The 15599-nt window shown below is 68.6% G+C and carries 17 protein-coding genes; 15 read left to right on the top strand and 2 right to left on the bottom strand.

The features are described 5' to 3' along the window. The 11 genes from trmD to ACFY2X_RS28100 all read left to right on the top strand — a co-directional run bounded on the left by trmD (position 1) and on the right by ACFY2X_RS28100 (position 8465). The gene (gene trmD, locus ACFY2X_RS28050) at positions 1 to 768 is read left to right on the top strand and encodes a tRNA (guanosine(37)-N1)-methyltransferase TrmD (RefSeq protein WP_389943435.1); all 768 of its coding nucleotides are present in this window, start codon (positions 1 to 3) and stop codon (positions 766 to 768) included. A 290-nt stretch (positions 769 to 1058) separates the two neighbouring features. After that, a complete protein-coding gene (gene rplS, locus ACFY2X_RS28055; protein ID WP_389943438.1) occupies positions 1059 to 1412 on the top strand; it encodes a 50S ribosomal protein L19 in 354 nt (117 codons plus the stop codon). Between the two features lie 154 nt (positions 1413 to 1566). Next, positions 1567 to 2436, top strand: coding sequence for a signal peptidase I (lepB, locus tag ACFY2X_RS28060; RefSeq protein WP_389943441.1), 870 nt, complete (start codon positions 1567 to 1569; stop codon positions 2434 to 2436). Between the two features lie 9 nt (positions 2437 to 2445). Beyond that, the gene (gene lepB, locus ACFY2X_RS28065) at positions 2446 to 3093 is read left to right on the top strand and encodes a signal peptidase I (RefSeq protein ID WP_389943444.1); all 648 of its coding nucleotides are present in this window, start codon (positions 2446 to 2448) and stop codon (positions 3091 to 3093) included. 64 nt (positions 3094 to 3157) lie between these two features. Then, a complete protein-coding gene (locus ACFY2X_RS28070; RefSeq protein WP_389943447.1) occupies positions 3158 to 3844 on the top strand; it encodes a ribonuclease HII in 687 nt (228 codons plus the stop codon). 39 nt (positions 3845 to 3883) lie between these two features. Beyond that, positions 3884 to 4207 carry a DUF2469 domain-containing protein gene (locus ACFY2X_RS28075; RefSeq protein ID WP_012888569.1) on the top strand — a complete coding sequence of 108 codons (324 nt, stop codon included), beginning with the start codon at positions 3884 to 3886 and terminating at the stop codon, positions 4205 to 4207. 119 nt (positions 4208 to 4326) lie between these two features. Then, positions 4327 to 4680 carry a YraN family protein gene (locus tag ACFY2X_RS28080; protein ID WP_389943450.1) on the top strand — a complete coding sequence of 118 codons (354 nt, stop codon included), beginning with the start codon at positions 4327 to 4329 and terminating at the stop codon, positions 4678 to 4680. A 135-nt stretch (positions 4681 to 4815) separates the two neighbouring features. Further along, positions 4816 to 6387, top strand: coding sequence for a YifB family Mg chelatase-like AAA ATPase (locus ACFY2X_RS28085; protein ID WP_389943453.1), 1572 nt, complete (start codon positions 4816 to 4818; stop codon positions 6385 to 6387). Beyond that, positions 6384 to 7574 (top strand): DNA-processing protein DprA, encoded by a 1191-nt coding sequence (dprA, locus tag ACFY2X_RS28090; protein ID WP_389943456.1) that lies wholly within the window; start codon positions 6384 to 6386, stop codon positions 7572 to 7574. The genes ACFY2X_RS28085 and dprA overlap by 4 nt, the downstream gene beginning before the upstream one ends. A 323-nt stretch (positions 7575 to 7897) precedes the next feature. Further along, positions 7898 to 8038, top strand: coding sequence for a hypothetical protein (locus ACFY2X_RS28095; protein ID WP_389943459.1), 141 nt, complete (start codon positions 7898 to 7900; stop codon positions 8036 to 8038). After that, entirely contained in the window at positions 8025 to 8465 is a 441-nt protein-coding gene (locus ACFY2X_RS28100) for a serine hydrolase (RefSeq protein WP_389943462.1), read from the top strand. The genes ACFY2X_RS28095 and ACFY2X_RS28100 overlap by 14 nt, the downstream gene beginning before the upstream one ends. 275 nt (positions 8466 to 8740) lie before the next feature. On the opposite strand, the gene ACFY2X_RS28105 is transcribed toward ACFY2X_RS28100, so the two are convergent. Both ACFY2X_RS28105 and ACFY2X_RS28110 read right to left on the bottom strand, forming a co-directional pair. Further along, complete coding sequence (locus tag ACFY2X_RS28105) at positions 8741 to 9352, bottom strand: M23 family metallopeptidase (protein ID WP_389943464.1); 612 nt, start codon at positions 9350 to 9352, stop codon at positions 8741 to 8743. Positions 9353 to 9855: 503 nt separating this feature from the next. After that, a complete protein-coding gene (locus ACFY2X_RS28110) occupies positions 9856 to 11103 on the bottom strand; it encodes an MFS transporter (RefSeq protein WP_389943467.1) in 1248 nt (415 codons plus the stop codon). Between the two features lie 102 nt (positions 11104 to 11205). Here ACFY2X_RS28110 and ACFY2X_RS28115 point away from each other — a divergent pair, with 102 nt between their 5' ends. The 4 genes from ACFY2X_RS28115 to tsf all read left to right on the top strand — a co-directional run bounded on the left by ACFY2X_RS28115 (position 11206) and on the right by tsf (position 15537). Further along, the gene (locus ACFY2X_RS28115; RefSeq protein WP_389943469.1) at positions 11206 to 11811 is read left to right on the top strand and encodes an ArsR/SmtB family transcription factor; all 606 of its coding nucleotides are present in this window, start codon (positions 11206 to 11208) and stop codon (positions 11809 to 11811) included. 272 nt (positions 11812 to 12083) lie between these two features. Further along, complete coding sequence (gene tnpB, locus ACFY2X_RS28120; RefSeq protein WP_389943472.1) at positions 12084 to 13445, top strand: IS607 family element RNA-guided endonuclease TnpB; 1362 nt, start codon at positions 12084 to 12086, stop codon at positions 13443 to 13445. A gap of 257 nt (positions 13446 to 13702) precedes the next feature. Next, complete coding sequence (gene rpsB, locus ACFY2X_RS28125; protein ID WP_389943475.1) at positions 13703 to 14596, top strand: 30S ribosomal protein S2; 894 nt, start codon at positions 13703 to 13705, stop codon at positions 14594 to 14596. A gap of 107 nt (positions 14597 to 14703) precedes the next feature. Further along, a complete protein-coding gene (gene tsf / locus ACFY2X_RS28130; RefSeq protein WP_389943478.1) occupies positions 14704 to 15537 on the top strand; it encodes a translation elongation factor Ts in 834 nt (277 codons plus the stop codon). Positions 15538 to 15599 lie beyond the last annotated feature (62 nt).

Raw genomic sequence — 15599 nt, forward strand, 5'->3', positions numbered from 1 at the left:
ATGCGCGTCGACGTTATCTCGATCTTCCCCGAGTACTTCGCTCCGCTCGACGTCTCGCTCATCGGCAAGGCGCGCGAGCGCGGCATCCTCGACATCCACATCCACCAGCTCCGCGACTGGGCCCACGATGTGCACCGCACCGTGGACGACACCCCCTACGGCGGCGGCCCCGGCATGGTCATGAAGCCCGAGCCGTGGGGTGAGGCCATCGACACCGTTCTCGCCGCCGATCCGGCCGAGCGGCCCAGGATCATCGTGCCGACCCCGAGCGGGGTGCCCTTCACCCAGAAGCTGGCGATGGAGTACGCCCGCGAGCCGTGGCTGCTGTTCACCCCGGCCCGTTACGAGGGCATCGACTCCCGGGTCATGGCCGAATACGGCTCGCGCATGCAGGTGGACGAGGTCAGCATCGGCGACTACGTCCTGGCCGGTGGCGAGGCGGCGGTGCTGGTGATGGTGGAGGCCGTCGGGCGGCTGCTGCCCGGCGTGCTCGGCAACGCCCGCTCGGCCGTGGACGACTCTTTCGCGCCGGGAGCGATGGAGAACCTCCTTGAAGGTCCGGTTTACACCAAGCCTCCGGAGTGGCGGGGGCGTGAGGTTCCGGAGATCCTGCTCTCCGGGCACCACGGCAAGATCGCCCGATGGCGGCGGGACGAGGCGCTCCGCCGTACCGCGAAGAACCGCGCCGAGCTGCTGGCCGCGCTCGATCCGGAGAGCCTGGACAAGCATGATCGGCAGCTCCTGTCCGAGCTCGGCCTCTCCGATTGACGGTGATGCCGTGGGGTGCGGCCGGTGCGCCGGAGCGGCGGATCCTCCCACGGCACCCGCGGCTTCGGGGCCGGTCGGCCGGTGCTCCCTGACGGATTGATTTCCGATCGGTCGGGAAAATGTGGCAGACTGAACCGTTGCCGCCGACTGTCCACAGGTCGGTGCGCACTGTCGGGCAGACTGGTCTGACTCCCGAGACACATCCAATCCAGCACGTGTGTCCATCACGATGCCGTCTCGCCGCGGCCGGATGAACCTCCATGTGCTCGCCTAAATGAGGTACCACTGTCATGCACACGCTGATCAGCGAGCTTGAGAAGGCATCGCTTCGCACCGACGTCCCGGCCTTCCGCCCCGGTGACACGCTTGAGGTTCACGTCCGAGTGATCGAGGGCAGCCGGTCCCGTATCCAGGTCTTCAAGGGCTTCGTCCTGCGCCGCCAGGGCAGTGGCGCCCGCGAGACCTTCACCGTTCGCAAGATCAGCTACAGCGTTGGCGTCGAGCGCACCTTCCCGGTGCACAGCCCGGTCATCGAGAAGATCGTTGTCGTGACCCGTGGTGACGTCCGCCGCGCCAAGCTCTACTACATGCGTGACCTGCGAGGCAAGGCCGCTCGCATCCGCGAGAAGCGCGAAGCCCGCTAAGGAGCTCGCCCCATGTCGCCCTGGCCCGCACATCTCTTCGAGAGTGCGGGCCAGTCGCATGCGCGGAGGTTTGACCTCCTATGGAACATGCATGGCTGTGAGGTAACCCGGCGGGCGACCCGCTGGCGCCAGCCATCATCTAGGCTCGTCAACGATGACTAACGAAGACCGGGAGTCCGGCGCGGCCTCGCGTCGACCCGTCGAGGACGAGGTGGACGTGGTCGCCGAAGACACTCAGAAGAACGCCAAGGGCGATAAGGACAAGAAGAAAGGTTCCTTCTGGAAGGAACTTCCTGTCCTGGTGGTCGTCGCGTTGGTCCTCGCGCTTGTGATCAAGTCCTTCGTGATCCAGGCGTTCTACATCCCGTCGGAGTCGATGGAGAACACCCTCCTGACGAACGACAGGGTTCTGGTGAACAAGCTCGTCTACCGCGTGCGCGACATCGAGCGCGGTGACGTGGTGGTGTTCTCCGGTGTGGACTCCTGGGACAGCGAAGTGCAGCTTGAGGAGCCGTCCAACCCGCTGGCCGCCTTCTTCCGCTGGATCGGCACCGCGTTCGGCGTGGTCCCCGGTGAGAAGGACTACATCAAGCGCGTGATCGGCGTCGCCGGTGACACCGTGGAGTGTTGTGACGCCAAGGGCCGGGTCACGGTCAACGGGGTTCCCCTTGAGGAGAAGGGTTACCTCTATCCCGGTGACGAGCCGTCCCAGCAGACCTTCCGGGTCAAGGTTCCGGAGGGCCGTCTGTGGGTGATGGGCGACCACCGCTCGGTCTCCTACGACTCCCGGGCCCACCAGGGTGACCCCGGCGGCGGGACGATCCCGGTGGACAAGGTGGTCGGCCGGGCTTTCGTGATCGTGTGGCCGTTCTCCAGGGCGACGATCCTCCCCATCCCCGACACCTTCAACCAGCCGGCTCTCAAGGCCGCCGCCGCGCTGGGAGGTGCCACTCCGCTTCTCGCCGGTTTCGCGGGGGTCGTGCCTCTGGCACTGTGGCGCCGTCGCCGGCGTTCAAGGCGGTAGCCGTACCTCATGACCGCGGAACCTGAGAACGAGACCGCCGAGTCCGATATCAAGGACAACGAGGCTGAGTCCAGCAGCAAGGGCGGAAAGCGGGAAAAACCCTCCCGTAAGGGCGGCCTGCGTGAGTCCCTGCTTCTGATCGCGTCCGGTGTGGTGGTGGCCCTGCTGCTGCAGGCCTTCGTCTTCCAGAACTTCGAGATCCCCTCGGAGTCGATGGAGAACACCCTGCTGGTGGGTGACCGCGTGATCGTCAACCAGCTGCACGGCGAGATCGAGCGCGGCGACATAGTGGTCTTCGAGGGCTGGCAGCACCAAGACACCATCAAGCGGGTCATCGCGCGCGGCGGCGACACCGTGAAGTGCTGCGACGCCCAGAAGCGGATCACCGTCAACGGGGTCCCGCTCGACGAGAAGGCCTACCTGCACCCCGACGACTTCCCCTCGGGGGAGGAGTTCGAGAAGGTCGTCCCCAAGGGGCGGCTGTGGGTGATGGGCGATCACCGCTCCGCCTCGGCCGACTCCCGCGCCCGTGAGGAGCAGGAGGGTGAGGGCACGATCTCCGAGGATCAGGTGGTCGGCCGGGCCGTCGCGATCTACTGGCCCTTCTCCAGGGTGGGCTTCCTCTCGACCCCGGAGACCTTCGCCAAGGTGAGATAGCAGTACCGAATAGGCCGGATGGGGCGTACTCTCTGGTCATGGTCGCTATGTCTGCCGTGGTGCCATGACAGTCACGTTTCGCCCCGTGCCGAGCGTGGTCCGGCGGGATTCGGGACTGTACGGCTATGAGCGGGCGCTCGCGCGCCGCGGGCTGGGGCCCGTGGCCGGAGTCGACGAGGCGGGCCGGGGCGCCTGCGCCGGGCCGCTGGTGATCGCGGCGGTTGTGCTCGGCCGCCGGATCGAGGGGCTGAGCGACTCCAAGCTGCTGACGGCCTCGCGGCGTGAGTCACTGTACGAACAGATCATGACCACGGCGCGGGGGGTCGGCGTGGTGGTGATCCCGCCCGGCGAGATCGACACCCGTGGCCTGCACAGGTCCAACCTCGAGGGAATGCGCAGGGCCGTGGCGCGGTTGTCGTGTGAATTCGGCTACGTGCTCACCGACGGGTTCTCCGTCCCCGGTCTTCCCGCGCCGTCGCTGGGCGTGTGGAAGGGCGACCAGGTCGCGGCCTGCGTCGCGGCGGCCTCGATCGTGGCGAAGGTGACGCGAGACAGAATGATGGCCGCGCTGGACGAGCGCCATCCCCAGTACGGTTTCGCCGTGCACAAGGGGTATGGCACCGTAGGCCATCGCAGGGCGCTCGAAGCTCACGGTCCGTGCCCGGACCACCGATTCTCGTTCGCGACGGTGGCGCGGTCAGGGGCGGGTGGGGTGATGAGTGAAAATGAAGTGGGGGCCGGTGTCGCCTGATCGGGCGGCCCGCGAAAGGCGTGTAACAGGAGGATCGGTATGAGCGCAGAAGATCTCGAGAAATACGAAACCGAGATGGAGCTGCAGCTTTACCGTGAGTACCGCGACGTCGTCGGACTGTTCACTTACGTCGTGGAGACCGAGCGGCGGTTCTATCTGACGAACTCCGTCGATCTGGATGTCCGCACGGCCGAGAACGGTGACGTGTTCTTCGACGTCAAGATGCAGGACGCCTGGGTCTGGGACATGTACCGGCCGGCGAGGTTCGTCAAGAACGTCCGCGTGGTCACCTTCAAGGACGTCAACGTCGAAGAGCTGGCCAAGCCCGACCTGGAGATGCCCAAGGAGGGCTTCTCGAACTGAGAGATCCCACGAGGTTCTCCACAGCCGTGGTTCGTGCCGGGCTGAGTATCCCCAGAATCGGACTCGGTCTCCTGAGGGTGTGGTGAGCTGAGCGAAGGTCTGGAACCGGAGGTGGTTCCATGGCCGCGAAAGATGAGCTCGGCAAGCACGGTGAGCAGATCGCCGCCGACTATCTGCTGGCGCACGACATGCAGATCCTGGATCGCAACTGGCGGTGCCCCGGCGGGGAGATCGATGTGATCGCCCGTGAGGGGCGCACGCTCGTCGTGGTGGAGGTGAAGACCCGCTCCAGCCGTAGCCACGGCACGGCCTTCGAGGCGGTGACCGACGCGAAGCTCGCCCGCCTGCGTGTGCTCGCGAGCAAGTGGCTGAAGGCCCAGGGCGAGTGGTTCGACTCCGTCCGCATCGACGTCATCGCCCTGGAGCGGTTCGCCGGCGACTTCGTCATCCGCCACGAGCGGGGGGTGTGCTAGATGCCTCCCCGGCTGTTCTGTGTGATCGCCTGGGGGCGGTCCGCCGGAGGTTTCGTCGTCCGCCACGAGCGGCGGGTGCACTGGATGGCTCCCGGACCGTCCTGGATCATTCGCCACGTTCAGGGGGTGGCGTGAGTGGCAGTCGCCCGCACGCGATGCGTCGCCCTGATCGGAGTGACCGGCCATCTCGTCGATGTCGAGGCCGATGTCGGCATCGGGATCACCGGCCTGCACCTCATCGGCATGCTGGACACCGCGCTGAGCGAGGCGCGAGACCGGGTCCGGTCGGCCGTGGTCAACAGCCGCTACGCCTGGCCCGACGCGCGGATCACCGTCAGCCTTTTCCCTGCCAGCCTGCCCAAACGGGGCAGCTCGTTCGACCTGGCGATCGCCGTGGCGCTGCTCGCGGCGGCCGGGCTTGTTCCCAGAGCCAGGGTCGCGACGCCGGTCTTCCTGGGCGAGCTCGGTCTCGACGGCTCGGTGAGACCGGTGCCGGGCGTGCTTCCCGCCGTGCTGGCGGCCGTCGCGGCCGGGGCCCGGACCGTCGTCGTGCCCGCGCGCAACGCCGCCGAGGCCGCCCTCGTGCCGGACGTGACCGTGATCCCCGTCTCCACCCTGGGCGAGCTGGTGGGCTGGCTGCGCAGCGACAACCCGGCCAACGTGCCCGGGGCCGAGGGCGTCGCGTGCTCCGGAGATCCCGAGCCCGGCAGCGCGCCACTGCTGTCTTCAGGCATGCCCGGAGAGCCGGGTCCCGACCTGAGCGACGTGGTCGGACAGCCCTTCGCCCGCCGCGCGCTGGAGGTCTGCGCCGCAGGGGGGCACAACCTGTGGATGCTGGGGCCGCCCGGCACCGGCAAGACGATGCTCGCCGAGCGTCTGCCCACCCTGCTTCCCCCTCTGGGACAGGATCACGCGCTGGAGGTGACCGCGATCCACTCCGTCGCCGGAACGCTGCCCGTCGATCGCCCGCTGCTGACCGACCCGCCTTTCGTGGCGCCCCACCACACCTCGACCGTCGCGGCCGTTGTCGGCGGAGGAAGCGGGATGATCCGCCCGGGCGCGGTCTCGCTCGCCCACCGAGGGGTCCTGTTCCTGGACGAGGCTCCCGAATACTCGATGAACGTTCTCGACTCGCTCAGGCAGCCGCTTGAGTCGGGCCGGGTGACGGTCTCCAGGGCGCTGGGCTCGGTCACGTTCCCGGCCAGGTTCATGCTGGTGCTGGCGGCCAACCAGTGCCCGTGCGCGCAGCCGTCCAGCCCCGACGATCCGTGCCGGTGCACTCCCATGACCCGCCGTCGCTACCTGGCCAGGCTCTCCGGCCCGTTGCTGGATCGCATCGATGTCAAGGTCACTCTGTACCGGTCGACCCGGCGGGAGCTCCTCGCCGACCGCCGGTTCATCGAGCCGAGCCGGGTGGTGGCCGAGCGGGTGTTCGACGCTCGTGAGCGCGCCGCCAAGCGGTTTGCGGGCGCACCATGGCGGTGCAACGCGGAGATGCCCACCCGCGCGCTCCACACCGAATACCGCCCGCCGCCAAAGGCGATGTCCCCGCTGCTCAAATGCCTGGACAGCGGCGAGCTGAGCGCCCGAGGGCTGGACCGGGTGCTCAGGGTGGCCTGGACCCTGGCCGATCTCGGTGGCAAGGACAGGCCCGAAGTCATGGAGACCAACGCCGCACTCGGACTGTGGCTGGGGGAGGAACGGTGAATGACCGGCTCGCGCGGGTCACGTTGATGCGGCTGGCCGAGCCCGGCGACGCCGTGATGGGCAGGCTCGTCGCCTCGTGCGGCCCGGAGGCCGCCGTCGGGCAGGTCCGTGAGGGGCGCCTGGACCCGGAGTTCACCCGCTGGTTTGCGAGCTCCCACCGCCGAGGCTCGGCCGAGTCGCAGGACGAGCAGATCACGACCAGGCTCAAGCGGATGCTCGCCTCCTGGGCGACCCGGCTGGAGTCGGCCGATCCCGATCGAGACCTGGCCGAGGGGGAGGAGAGCGGGGCCCGGCTGGTGGTGCCCGGTGACTGTGAGTGGCCGACCCAGCTGAACGACCTGGGAGACTCCCGGCCCCATGCCCTGTGGGTCCACGGCGAGGCGGACCTGCGGTTCTCCTGCCTTCGGTCGGTCGCCGTCGTCGGTTCACGGGCCGCCACGCCGTACGGCACGCATGTCGCGGCGGAGTTCGGAGCCGGGCTGAGCGAGCGAGGCTGGGCCGTCGTGTCGGGCGGCGCCTACGGCATCGACGGGGCGGTTCACCGTGGTGCCCTCGCCTGTCAGACACCGACCGTCGCCGTGCTCGCCTGCGGCACCGACGTCACCTACCCGAGCGCTCACCAGCAGTTGTTCGCGGCCGTTCGCTCGCAAGGCGTGCTGGTGAGCGAGTGCCCGATGGGCACCCGCCCGACCCGGCCGCGTTTCCTGGTTCGCAACCGGCTCATCGCGGCGTTGTCCCGGGGAACCGTGGTCATCGAGGCGGCGGTGCGCAGCGGGGCACTCAACACCGCAGGACACGCGGTCTCGCTGAACCGCAACCTCGCGGCCGTTCCGGGGCCGGTGACCTCGGAGACCTCGGCCGGATGCCATCGGTTGATCCGTCAGGGGACGGCCGTCTGCGTCACCACCCCCCAAGAGGTGATCGAACTCGTCGGCACGATAGGCGATGATCTTGCTCCCGAGTCACGCGGTCCGATCCTCCCTCGTGACGAGCTGAATCCGGAGACCCGCCGTGTTCTTGAGGCCATGCCCGTGCGGGTCGGGGTGGGCCCGGCGACGGTGGCGGTGGCCGCGGGCGTCGACCTGGAGACGGTGCTCTCCTGTCTCGGCGCTCTGGCCGCAGCCGGATACGTCGAACGCGTCCCCCGGGGCTGGCGTCTGCGCCCGGACAGATCTCCCGGCCGGTGAAAGACACCGGTTCTCGCACCAAGCACCCACAGCTCCTCTCACCGGGCACCACAGCGCCTACACCCCGCCTTTCAGGGAGGAAAGGAACGCGGAACGGTCTTCGACTTGAGCTGCCGCGTCTCGTGAGATCGGACAAAGTCCCGGAGTTGAGGGGGCGGAAGGCCGTGGTGTCCGGGTCGGGCAGTGCGATCTCGTGCCATATCTGGTTGGCGGTGATGGCGGTGATGGCGGTGATGGCGGTGATGGCGGTGATGGTGTCCTTGCTGTCCACATGCCGGTAGACGGTGGTGGCCGCAGAGTCCAGCCGCTTGCCCAGTGCCCACATGTTCAGGCCCTCCAGGCCCGCGTCGTCGAGCAGCTCGATGGCTGTGGAGACGATCACGAAGTTCGGCATTCCGGGCGTCGCCGTCGGGGTGTGGGTGGACGGCCAGGAGATCTGCGTGTCACGGCGTGACGAGCATTGACAACCCGCTGCCCGTCGACAGGGACACGCTGTTCCTGCTGGGTTCGGTCAGGAAGACCTATACGGCGACCGTGCTGATGCGCCTGGTCGCGGAGGGGCGGGCCGAGCTGGACGCGCCGGTGAGTCGGTACGTTCCCGAGTTCCTGCGCGAGGCGGACGACGTTCACGCTGTCGGCCACGGCGGATCGGCCAACGGCCAGTTCGCCGAGCTGCTCACCGTGCCGGAACGAGGCTTCGCCGTCGCCGTGATGTCCAATGCCGGCCCGGACGGCATCCCCTGCAACCAGACGATCGTCTGCTGGGCGCTGCAGACCTACCTGGGAGTGGCCGACCGGGACCCCGAACCGCTGCCCTATGACGGGGCCGGGCCCTGGAGCTCGTCGGACGCTACGAGAACGACGTCATCGGCACGGACGGGGCAGGGCTGACGCTGAGCGGCGCGGTGGGCGTCGACTTCGCCGGCCGACTGTTCACCCGGATTCCCCGATCTCCGAGTAAACCCCGTCGCCAGGCAAAGGCCGTCGCCGGGATCGCCGCCCCGGTCGCAAAGCCCCGTTGGCAAACCCGATCCACCGGGCTTGATCACGAAAGCCGAGCCGGATGTGAGCGGATCAGGGCCTCGTGCACCACATCCGTGGACACGGCCCGGTGGGAAGCGGGAAACGGCGGCATGGGACCGGGTGGGAATCTGGTCGATGGTGTGTCAGCTTTCGCCGGGCGGCCGGAGGGGTTCCGTTGGGCGGGCCAGAGAGGTGACGGGCCAGAGAGGGAGCAGCCTGACCTGGCCGTGGCCCAGTAAGAGCAACGGGTCGAGATATCGATGATCGCGGAGCAGGCCCCAGTGCAGGCAGGCGGCTGGGCAGTGCCCCGGAACGTCCTGGACGACGCCGATCACCTCGCCTCGGCTCACCGGCTGGCCGCGCCGTACTGATGGCTGGGCGGGTAGATAGGTCGTCCGCAGGCCATTGGAGTGGAGCACGGTCACCACGCCGCGCTCCGCTAACGGCCCCGCGTAGCCGATCGTCCCCGCCCCCGCCGCGCGGATCTCCGCGCCGGGCGTCGCGGCGAGGTCGACCCCTCGATGCCCGGTCAGCCACGGCCGGGCCGGAGGCGCGAAGCCGCGAATCACGCGAGGGCGCCCGGCGAGTGGCCACTCCCAGCGGGCGGAGGGCACCGGCGCCTTCCCTGAGGTCCGGTCGATCACGCTCTGTGCGTTCGTGGCTCCCGGTGCGGCGACCAGGAGCGCGGACAGCGTGAACAACGTGGACAACGCCGACAGTGGGGCTCGCGACCCGAATACGCCAAGGAAACGCATGTATTCGAGGGTGAAGCCTCGCGTCGAGCCCGATCGGAGCGAGCGAGATTCTGTGGACAGGCGATACAGCGCTGTGGACACCTGGCTGAGGAAGGCACCGAGGAGATAGAGCGGACGGATCCTCGGTAGCGCGGGCAACTGGGCCTCCGGGGCGAGCAGGCGATGTCGCGGGCGGGCCTGTCTGGGAAGCCGTTGGCTGAGCTGCGTCAACGGCGGGATCTATGTCCCGGGTGAGCCCGTCTGGGAAGCGGGGCGGCGGGGTCGTGTCAGCAGGGGAGCTGTGTTGCGGGGTGGCGGGGTCGTGTCAGCAGGGGAGCTGTGTTGCGAGGCGGCGGGGTTGTTCCAACAGGGGAGCTGTGTTGCGGGGCGGCGGGGTTGTTTCAATGGCGGGTCTATGTCGCGGGCGAGCCCGTCTGGGGAGTCGCTTGGTCGCGATCTGGATCATCGTCCTGGCCGGTTTCCTCGCCGTGCTCGCCGGCCTCGTTCGTCCGGTCGCCGGGTCATCATGCCGTCGGCGTGGACGCGGGAGAGCGGTGGCGCAGCGGGGAGAGCCAGACCATCGGGATCGTGAGGAGCGCCACCCCCGCCGCGTACGCCCACAGCACCGGGCGCAGGCCCAGCAGTTCGCCCATGACGCCGCCCGCGACGCCGCCGAGGGTGAGGACGCCGTGGATGGCGAAACTCATCGTGGCGTTGATCCGGCCGCGCAGCTGGGTGGGGGCCTCCCGGAGGGTGATCGCGCCCATGCAGGTGCCGAAGGTGACGGCGGCCACGCCGCCGAGGATCGCGCCGGCGGACATGAGCGCGAACTTGGTCCAAAGAGACCCGGAGGCGAGTGCCGTGATCACGAAGTCGAGCGGGAACAGCAGCACCGAGAAGGCCAGCATGCGATTCTCACCGACCCGTTTGACCAGCCGGGCGGTGATGAGGGCGCCGAGCAGGCCGCCCACGCCGAGGCACGCGGTGATCACGCCGACCATCCCGGCGGGCAGACCGAGGACGGTGAGCGCGTAGATCACGAAGAGCGCCATGAAGGCGCTGCCGAAGAAGTTGATCGTGATTCCGGCGCCGCAGAGCGCGCGCAGGGTCGGGTTCGCCACCACGGCGCGCAGGCCCTCGCGGACCTCTGCCCAGATGCCGCGAGGGGGAGCGGGCACATGGGTCTCCGGCGCCCTGATGCCGCGGATCAGGAAGGCCGAGGCGAGGAAGGAGGCCGCGTCGAGCAGCATCGCGAACGGCGCGGTGACGAGCTGGACCAGTAGCCCCGCGAGGCCGGGCCCGCTGACGGTGGCCAGCGAACCGGCCGACTGGAATCCGGCCAGGGCCTGGGCTCGCTGGCTCTCGTGGATCACCGCGGCGAGGTGGGGGAAGTTGAAGGCCCGGAAGATCACCGAGCAGGTGCCGACCACGAACGTCATCGCGATCAGCCACGGCACGCTCAGTAGCCCGGCGAGCCAGGCCGCCGGGATCGTGGCGATCGCGACGGCCGAGATCAGCTCGCAGCCGACCATGATCGGGCGGTGCCGCCGCATCCGGTCGGCGACCGCGCCGGCCTGGAGCCCGATCAGCAGATAGGGCAGCGAGGCCGCGGCGGTGAGCATGCCCATCTGGGCGGGGGAGGCGCCGAGCAGGGTGGCGGCGGTCAGCGGCACGGCCAGCCGGGAGACCTCGGTGCCGGTCTCGGAGACGGCACGGGCGGACAGCAGCAGCCGGTAGTCGCGTTGTTTGTGCAGGGGGAGGGGCTGAAGCACGGGATCACACCGCTTTCTGAAGTGAATGCTTCACAACTATGAAAGTAATCCTTCATAGTTGTGAAGGCAATACTTCGGATCTGATGTGGGTACGGTTTGCATATGACCGAGGCACCCAGGCTGCTCGTCACCCCCCTGGCGATGCGAGCACTCGCCCACTCCGCACGGCTGGCGATCATGAACCGGCTCCAGGCCGAGGGGCCCGCCACCGCGACCGAGGTGTCCGAGGTCGTCGGGGTCACACCGAGCGCGGCCAGTTACCACCTGCGCATGCTCGCCAAGTACGGCTTCGTGGAGGACGCGCCTCCCCGTGGAGACGGCAGGGAGCGGCTGTGGAAGGCCGCTCGCGAGGGTTTCGCCATCAAGGTCGAACCGGATGATCAGCCGGAGGTCAGGGCGGCCAAGAGCCTGCTGATCAAGGCCGTGCGCGACCAGGCGGCCGACGAGGTGACCCGGGCCCTGGACAACTACGACCGCGAGCCCCCCGAGTGGCGGGACGCCTCGTCGATCGGCCGGACCGTCCTGCTGGTCGACGCCGAAGAGCTGAAGCGGCTGAACAAGCAGATCGACGAACTGCTGGCTCCCTACAGCGCCGTCACGAGGGACCGGGCCCACGCTCCATCCGGGGCGCGGCTCGCCGAAGCGCAGGTGAATCTCTTCCCCCGGGCCAAGCGGCCACCGCACGGAATCCCCCCGCAAGGGGTGTGAACTGTTGATTGTTATATCGGCGTTTATCAGTTCTTCTCTGGTCTTCTCTGGTTTCTTCCGCCCGGAGAGGCGGGCGGGCCGCCGGACACCCGGTGTCGGCGCGCCACGGAAGCGTCCGGTCGGCTGTTACCGGTCGCGGAAGCGCCGGAGCGTGGGGTGCGGGCGTCGCGGGTGCGCCGGGCGTGAGTCTTTCGCGGGTCGGGTAGCCGCTCACCCGCACCCGAGATAAACTCACAGTGATTGAACGACAACTTCAAGTAAAGGGGTGGAGGGTGGTGCGGATCCATCAGGCCTACCGCTACGCCCTCGCCCCCACCCCCGCGCAGACCGCCGCGCTGGCCTCGCACTGCGGCGCGGCCCGCTTCGCCTTCAACTGGGGGCTTGCCCTGGTCAAGGACGCGCTCGACCAACGGGCGGCCGAGCAGTCCTCCGAGGTGCCGGACGCGCTGCTGACCGAGGTGCCATGGTCGCTGTACGCCCTGCGCCGGGCATGGAACACCGCCAAAGACACGGTCGCGCCGTGGTGGGCCGACAACTCCAAGGAGGCCTACAGCTCCGGCCTGGACGCTCTGGCGCGGGCGTTGAAGAACTGGGCCGCCTCCCGCAACGGCAACCGGAAAGGAAACCCGGTCGGGTTTCCCCGGTTCAAGTCCAAGCACCGCGCCGCGCTGTCGTGCCGGTTCACCACCGGCACCATCCGCCTGGAGACCGACCGCCGCCACGTCACCCTGCCCCGGCTGGGCACCATCCGCACGGCCGAGTCCACCCGCAAACTGGCCCGCCACCTGGAACGCGGCACCGGCCGGATCCTGTCGGCCACCATCCGATCCAAGGGCGGCCGCTGGTTCGTCGCGTTCACCTGCCAGATCGACCGCACCGACCGCACCCCGGCCCGCCCGGACGCGGTGGTCGGGGTGGATCTCGGGGTGAGGGCGCTGGCGGTGCTATCCACCGGCGAGGTCATCGACAACCCCAAACACCACCGCGCGGCGCTGCGCACACTCCGCAAACTCAACAAGCGGCTCGCCCGCCGCGCCGGGCCGCGCACCCCGGACGGGAGCAGCCGCCAGGCCTCCAAGCGCTGGCACAAAACCAAGATTCACCTGGCCCGGGTTCACGCCCGGGTGGCCGCCCAGCGGCGCGACGGCCTGCACCAGCTCACCACCCGGCTGGCGGCGACCTATGGCATGGTCGTGGTCGAAGACCTCCACGTGGCCGGGATGACGAAGAACCGGCGGCTGGCTCGCGCCATCGCCGATGTCGGCATGGCCGAGGTGCGGCGGCAGCTGACCTGCAAGAGCGCCTGGCGCGGCGGGCGGCTGGTGGTGGCCGACCGCTGGTACCCCTCCTCCAAGACGTGTTCCGGCTGTGGCGCGGTGAAAGCCAAGCTCGCCCTGTCCGAGCGCACCTACTCCTGTGCGGCCTGTGGCCTGGTCCTGGATCGGGATGCCAACGCCGCGCGCAACCTGGCCGCGCTCGCGGCCCGGTATGAGCACGACGTCGCCCAGAGTTGCGGGGAGACGGTAAACGCCCGTGGAGGAGCGGTAGGCCCCGGCATCCGTGCCGGGCACGCACCGGCGAAACGGGAACTCCCGCCAGGGAGAACGCTCCGGCGCAAGCCGGAAGCTGTTTGAGAGTGCGCTTACCAAAGCACACTCACAAGCAACGGCAGCTTGACGCGCTGAGGTCAGGGTGAGGCCCCGCTACGGGTACACTTTTCGATGGCCTGTACTCACAGGCCGACTTCGCATGCCCCGTCAAGAATCGTCCCCTCGGTCCGGGTGAGAACCCGGCTGGAGCCGGTTCGGGGCATCAGGACGGCGGTCGCAGACTGCCGTGCCAACCGAGAACAGCGCCCAGCGATGGGCGCCCCGACCTGGAGGACAATCGCATGTCCACCCCCGTCGTCACCATGCGACAGCTGCTCGAAAGCGGCGTTCACTTCGGCCACCAGACCCGTCGCTGGAACCCGAAGATGAAGCGCTTCATCTTCACCGAGCGCAACGGCATCTACATCATCGACCTGCAGAAGTCGCTGTCCTACATCGACCGTGCCTACGACTTCGTCAAGGAGACCGTCGCGCACGGTGGCACGATCATGTTCATCGGCACGAAGAAGCAGGCCCAGGAGGCCATCGCCGAGCAGGCCTCGCGCGTCGGCATGCCGTACGTCAACCAGCGCTGGCTGGGTGGCATGCTCACCAACTTCTCCACCGTGCACAAGAGGCTTCAGCGTCTGAAGGAGCTCGAGGAGCTCGACTTCGACAACGTGGCCGGGTCGGGGCTCACCAAGAAGGAGCTCCTCATGCGTCGCCGTGAGAAGGAGAAGCTGGAGCGCACCCTCGGCGGCATCCGCGACATGTCCCGCGTTCCCAGCGCGGTGTGGGTCGTCGACACCAAGAAGGAGCACATCGGGATCAGCGAGGCCCGCAAGCTCAACATCCCGGTCGTCGCGATCCTCGACACCAACTGCGACCCGGACGAGGTCGACTACCCGATCCCGGGTAACGACGACGCCATCCGCGCCGTCGGCCTGCTGACCCGCGTCGTCGCCGACGCCGTCGCCGCCGGCCTCATGGCCCGCGCCGGTGCCGCCCGCGGCGATGACAAGCCGGCCGTCGCCGGTGGCGCCGAGCCGCTGGCCGAGTGGGAGCAGGAGCTGCTCGCCGGCGCCGAGGCCGCTCCGGCCGCCCAGACCGAGGCTGAGGCCCCGGCCGCCGAGGCTGAGGCCCCGGCCGCGGAGGCCGAGACTCCGGCCGCCGAGGACGCTGACAAGCAGGCCTAGGCCTATCTCGTACGGCCCGGCCGTACGACCTGCAAGGCTCTCCCGGGTGGGTGCGCTCGAATGAGTGCACCCACCCGATCCACGACGATTCCCACGAGGAAAAGACAATGGCTTCCGTGAACATGGCCGACGTCAAGCGGCTTCGTGAGCTGACCGCCGCCGGCATGATGGACTGCAAGAAGGCGCTTGAGGAGTCCGAGGGCGACTTCGACCGCGCGGTCGAGATCCTGCGCCTCAAGGGCGCCAAGGACGTCGGCAAGCGTGAGGCCCGCACTGCCTCCAACGGCCTGGTCGCCCTGAAGCAGGACGGCGACTCCGCCGCCGCGCTGCTTGAGCTCAACTGCGAGACCGACTTCGTTGCCAAGGGTGAGCGCTTCCAGGAGCTCGCCGCCCAGGTCGTCGAGCACATCCTGGCCACCAAGCCGGCCGACGTCCCGGCCCTGCTCGACTCCGAGTTCGACGGCAAGTCCGTCAAGACCCACCTGGACGAGGCCAACGCCGCGCTCGGTGAGAAGATCGAGATCCGCCGTTTCGCGGTGCTTGAGGGTGGCTTCATCGGCTCCTACATGCACAAGACCGACCCGCAGCTCCCGCCGGCGGTCGGCGTGCTCGTGCAGCTCGACGCCGCGAACGCCGAGGTCGCCAGGGACATCGCGCAGCACACCGCCGCGATGGCTCCGAAGTACCTCGACGCCGACGCGGTCCCCGCTGACGTCATCGAGAAGGAGCGCGCGCTCTTCGAGGAGATGACCCGCGAGGAGGGCAAGCCCGAGGCCGCCATCGGCAAGATCGTCGACGGCCGCATCAACGGCTGGTACAAGGACTTCACCCTGCTTCAGCAGGCCTTCGTGAAGGACAACAAGAAGTCCATCGCGAAGTTCGCCGACGAGAATGGTGTCAAGGTGCAGGCCTTCGTCCGTTTCAAGGTCGGACAGGCTTAGTCTTAACCCAGCTTCTCTCAGCCAGAGCACTAAACGAGGAGGCCGCCGCCGTGCAGGAGAAC

The organism is Streptosporangium sp. NPDC000396, assembly GCF_042898655.1.
GTDB lineage: Bacteria > Actinomycetota > Actinomycetes > Streptosporangiales > Streptosporangiaceae > Streptosporangium.

Excerpts from the sequence above, each read along its gene's own strand:
- lepB (WP_389943441.1), top strand. The coding sequence starts at position 1,567 with ATGACTAACGAAGACCGGGAGTCCGGCGCGGCCTCGCGTCGACCCGTC.
- ACFY2X_RS28075 (WP_012888569.1), top strand. The coding sequence starts at position 3,884 with ATGAGCGCAGAAGATCTCGAGAAATACGAAACCGAGATGGAGCTGCAG.
- lepB (WP_389943444.1), top strand. The coding sequence starts at position 2,446 with ATGACCGCGGAACCTGAGAACGAGACCGCCGAGTCCGATATCAAGGAC.
- ACFY2X_RS28070 (WP_389943447.1), top strand. The coding sequence starts at position 3,158 with ATGACAGTCACGTTTCGCCCCGTGCCGAGCGTGGTCCGGCGGGATTCG.
- rplS (WP_389943438.1), top strand. The coding sequence starts at position 1,059 with ATGCACACGCTGATCAGCGAGCTTGAGAAGGCATCGCTTCGCACCGAC.
- ACFY2X_RS28080 (WP_389943450.1), top strand. The coding sequence starts at position 4,327 with ATGGCCGCGAAAGATGAGCTCGGCAAGCACGGTGAGCAGATCGCCGCC.
- rpsB (WP_389943475.1), top strand. The coding sequence starts at position 13,703 with ATGTCCACCCCCGTCGTCACCATGCGACAGCTGCTCGAAAGCGGCGTT.
- tsf (WP_389943478.1), top strand. The coding sequence starts at position 14,704 with ATGGCTTCCGTGAACATGGCCGACGTCAAGCGGCTTCGTGAGCTGACC.
- trmD (WP_389943435.1), top strand. The coding sequence starts at position 1 with ATGCGCGTCGACGTTATCTCGATCTTCCCCGAGTACTTCGCTCCGCTC.
- ACFY2X_RS28105 (WP_389943464.1), bottom strand. The coding sequence starts at position 9,352 with ATGCGTTTCCTTGGCGTATTCGGGTCGCGAGCCCCACTGTCGGCGTTG.
- ACFY2X_RS28095 (WP_389943459.1), top strand. The coding sequence starts at position 7,898 with ATGTTCAGGCCCTCCAGGCCCGCGTCGTCGAGCAGCTCGATGGCTGTG.
- ACFY2X_RS28115 (WP_389943469.1), top strand. The coding sequence starts at position 11,206 with ATGACCGAGGCACCCAGGCTGCTCGTCACCCCCCTGGCGATGCGAGCA.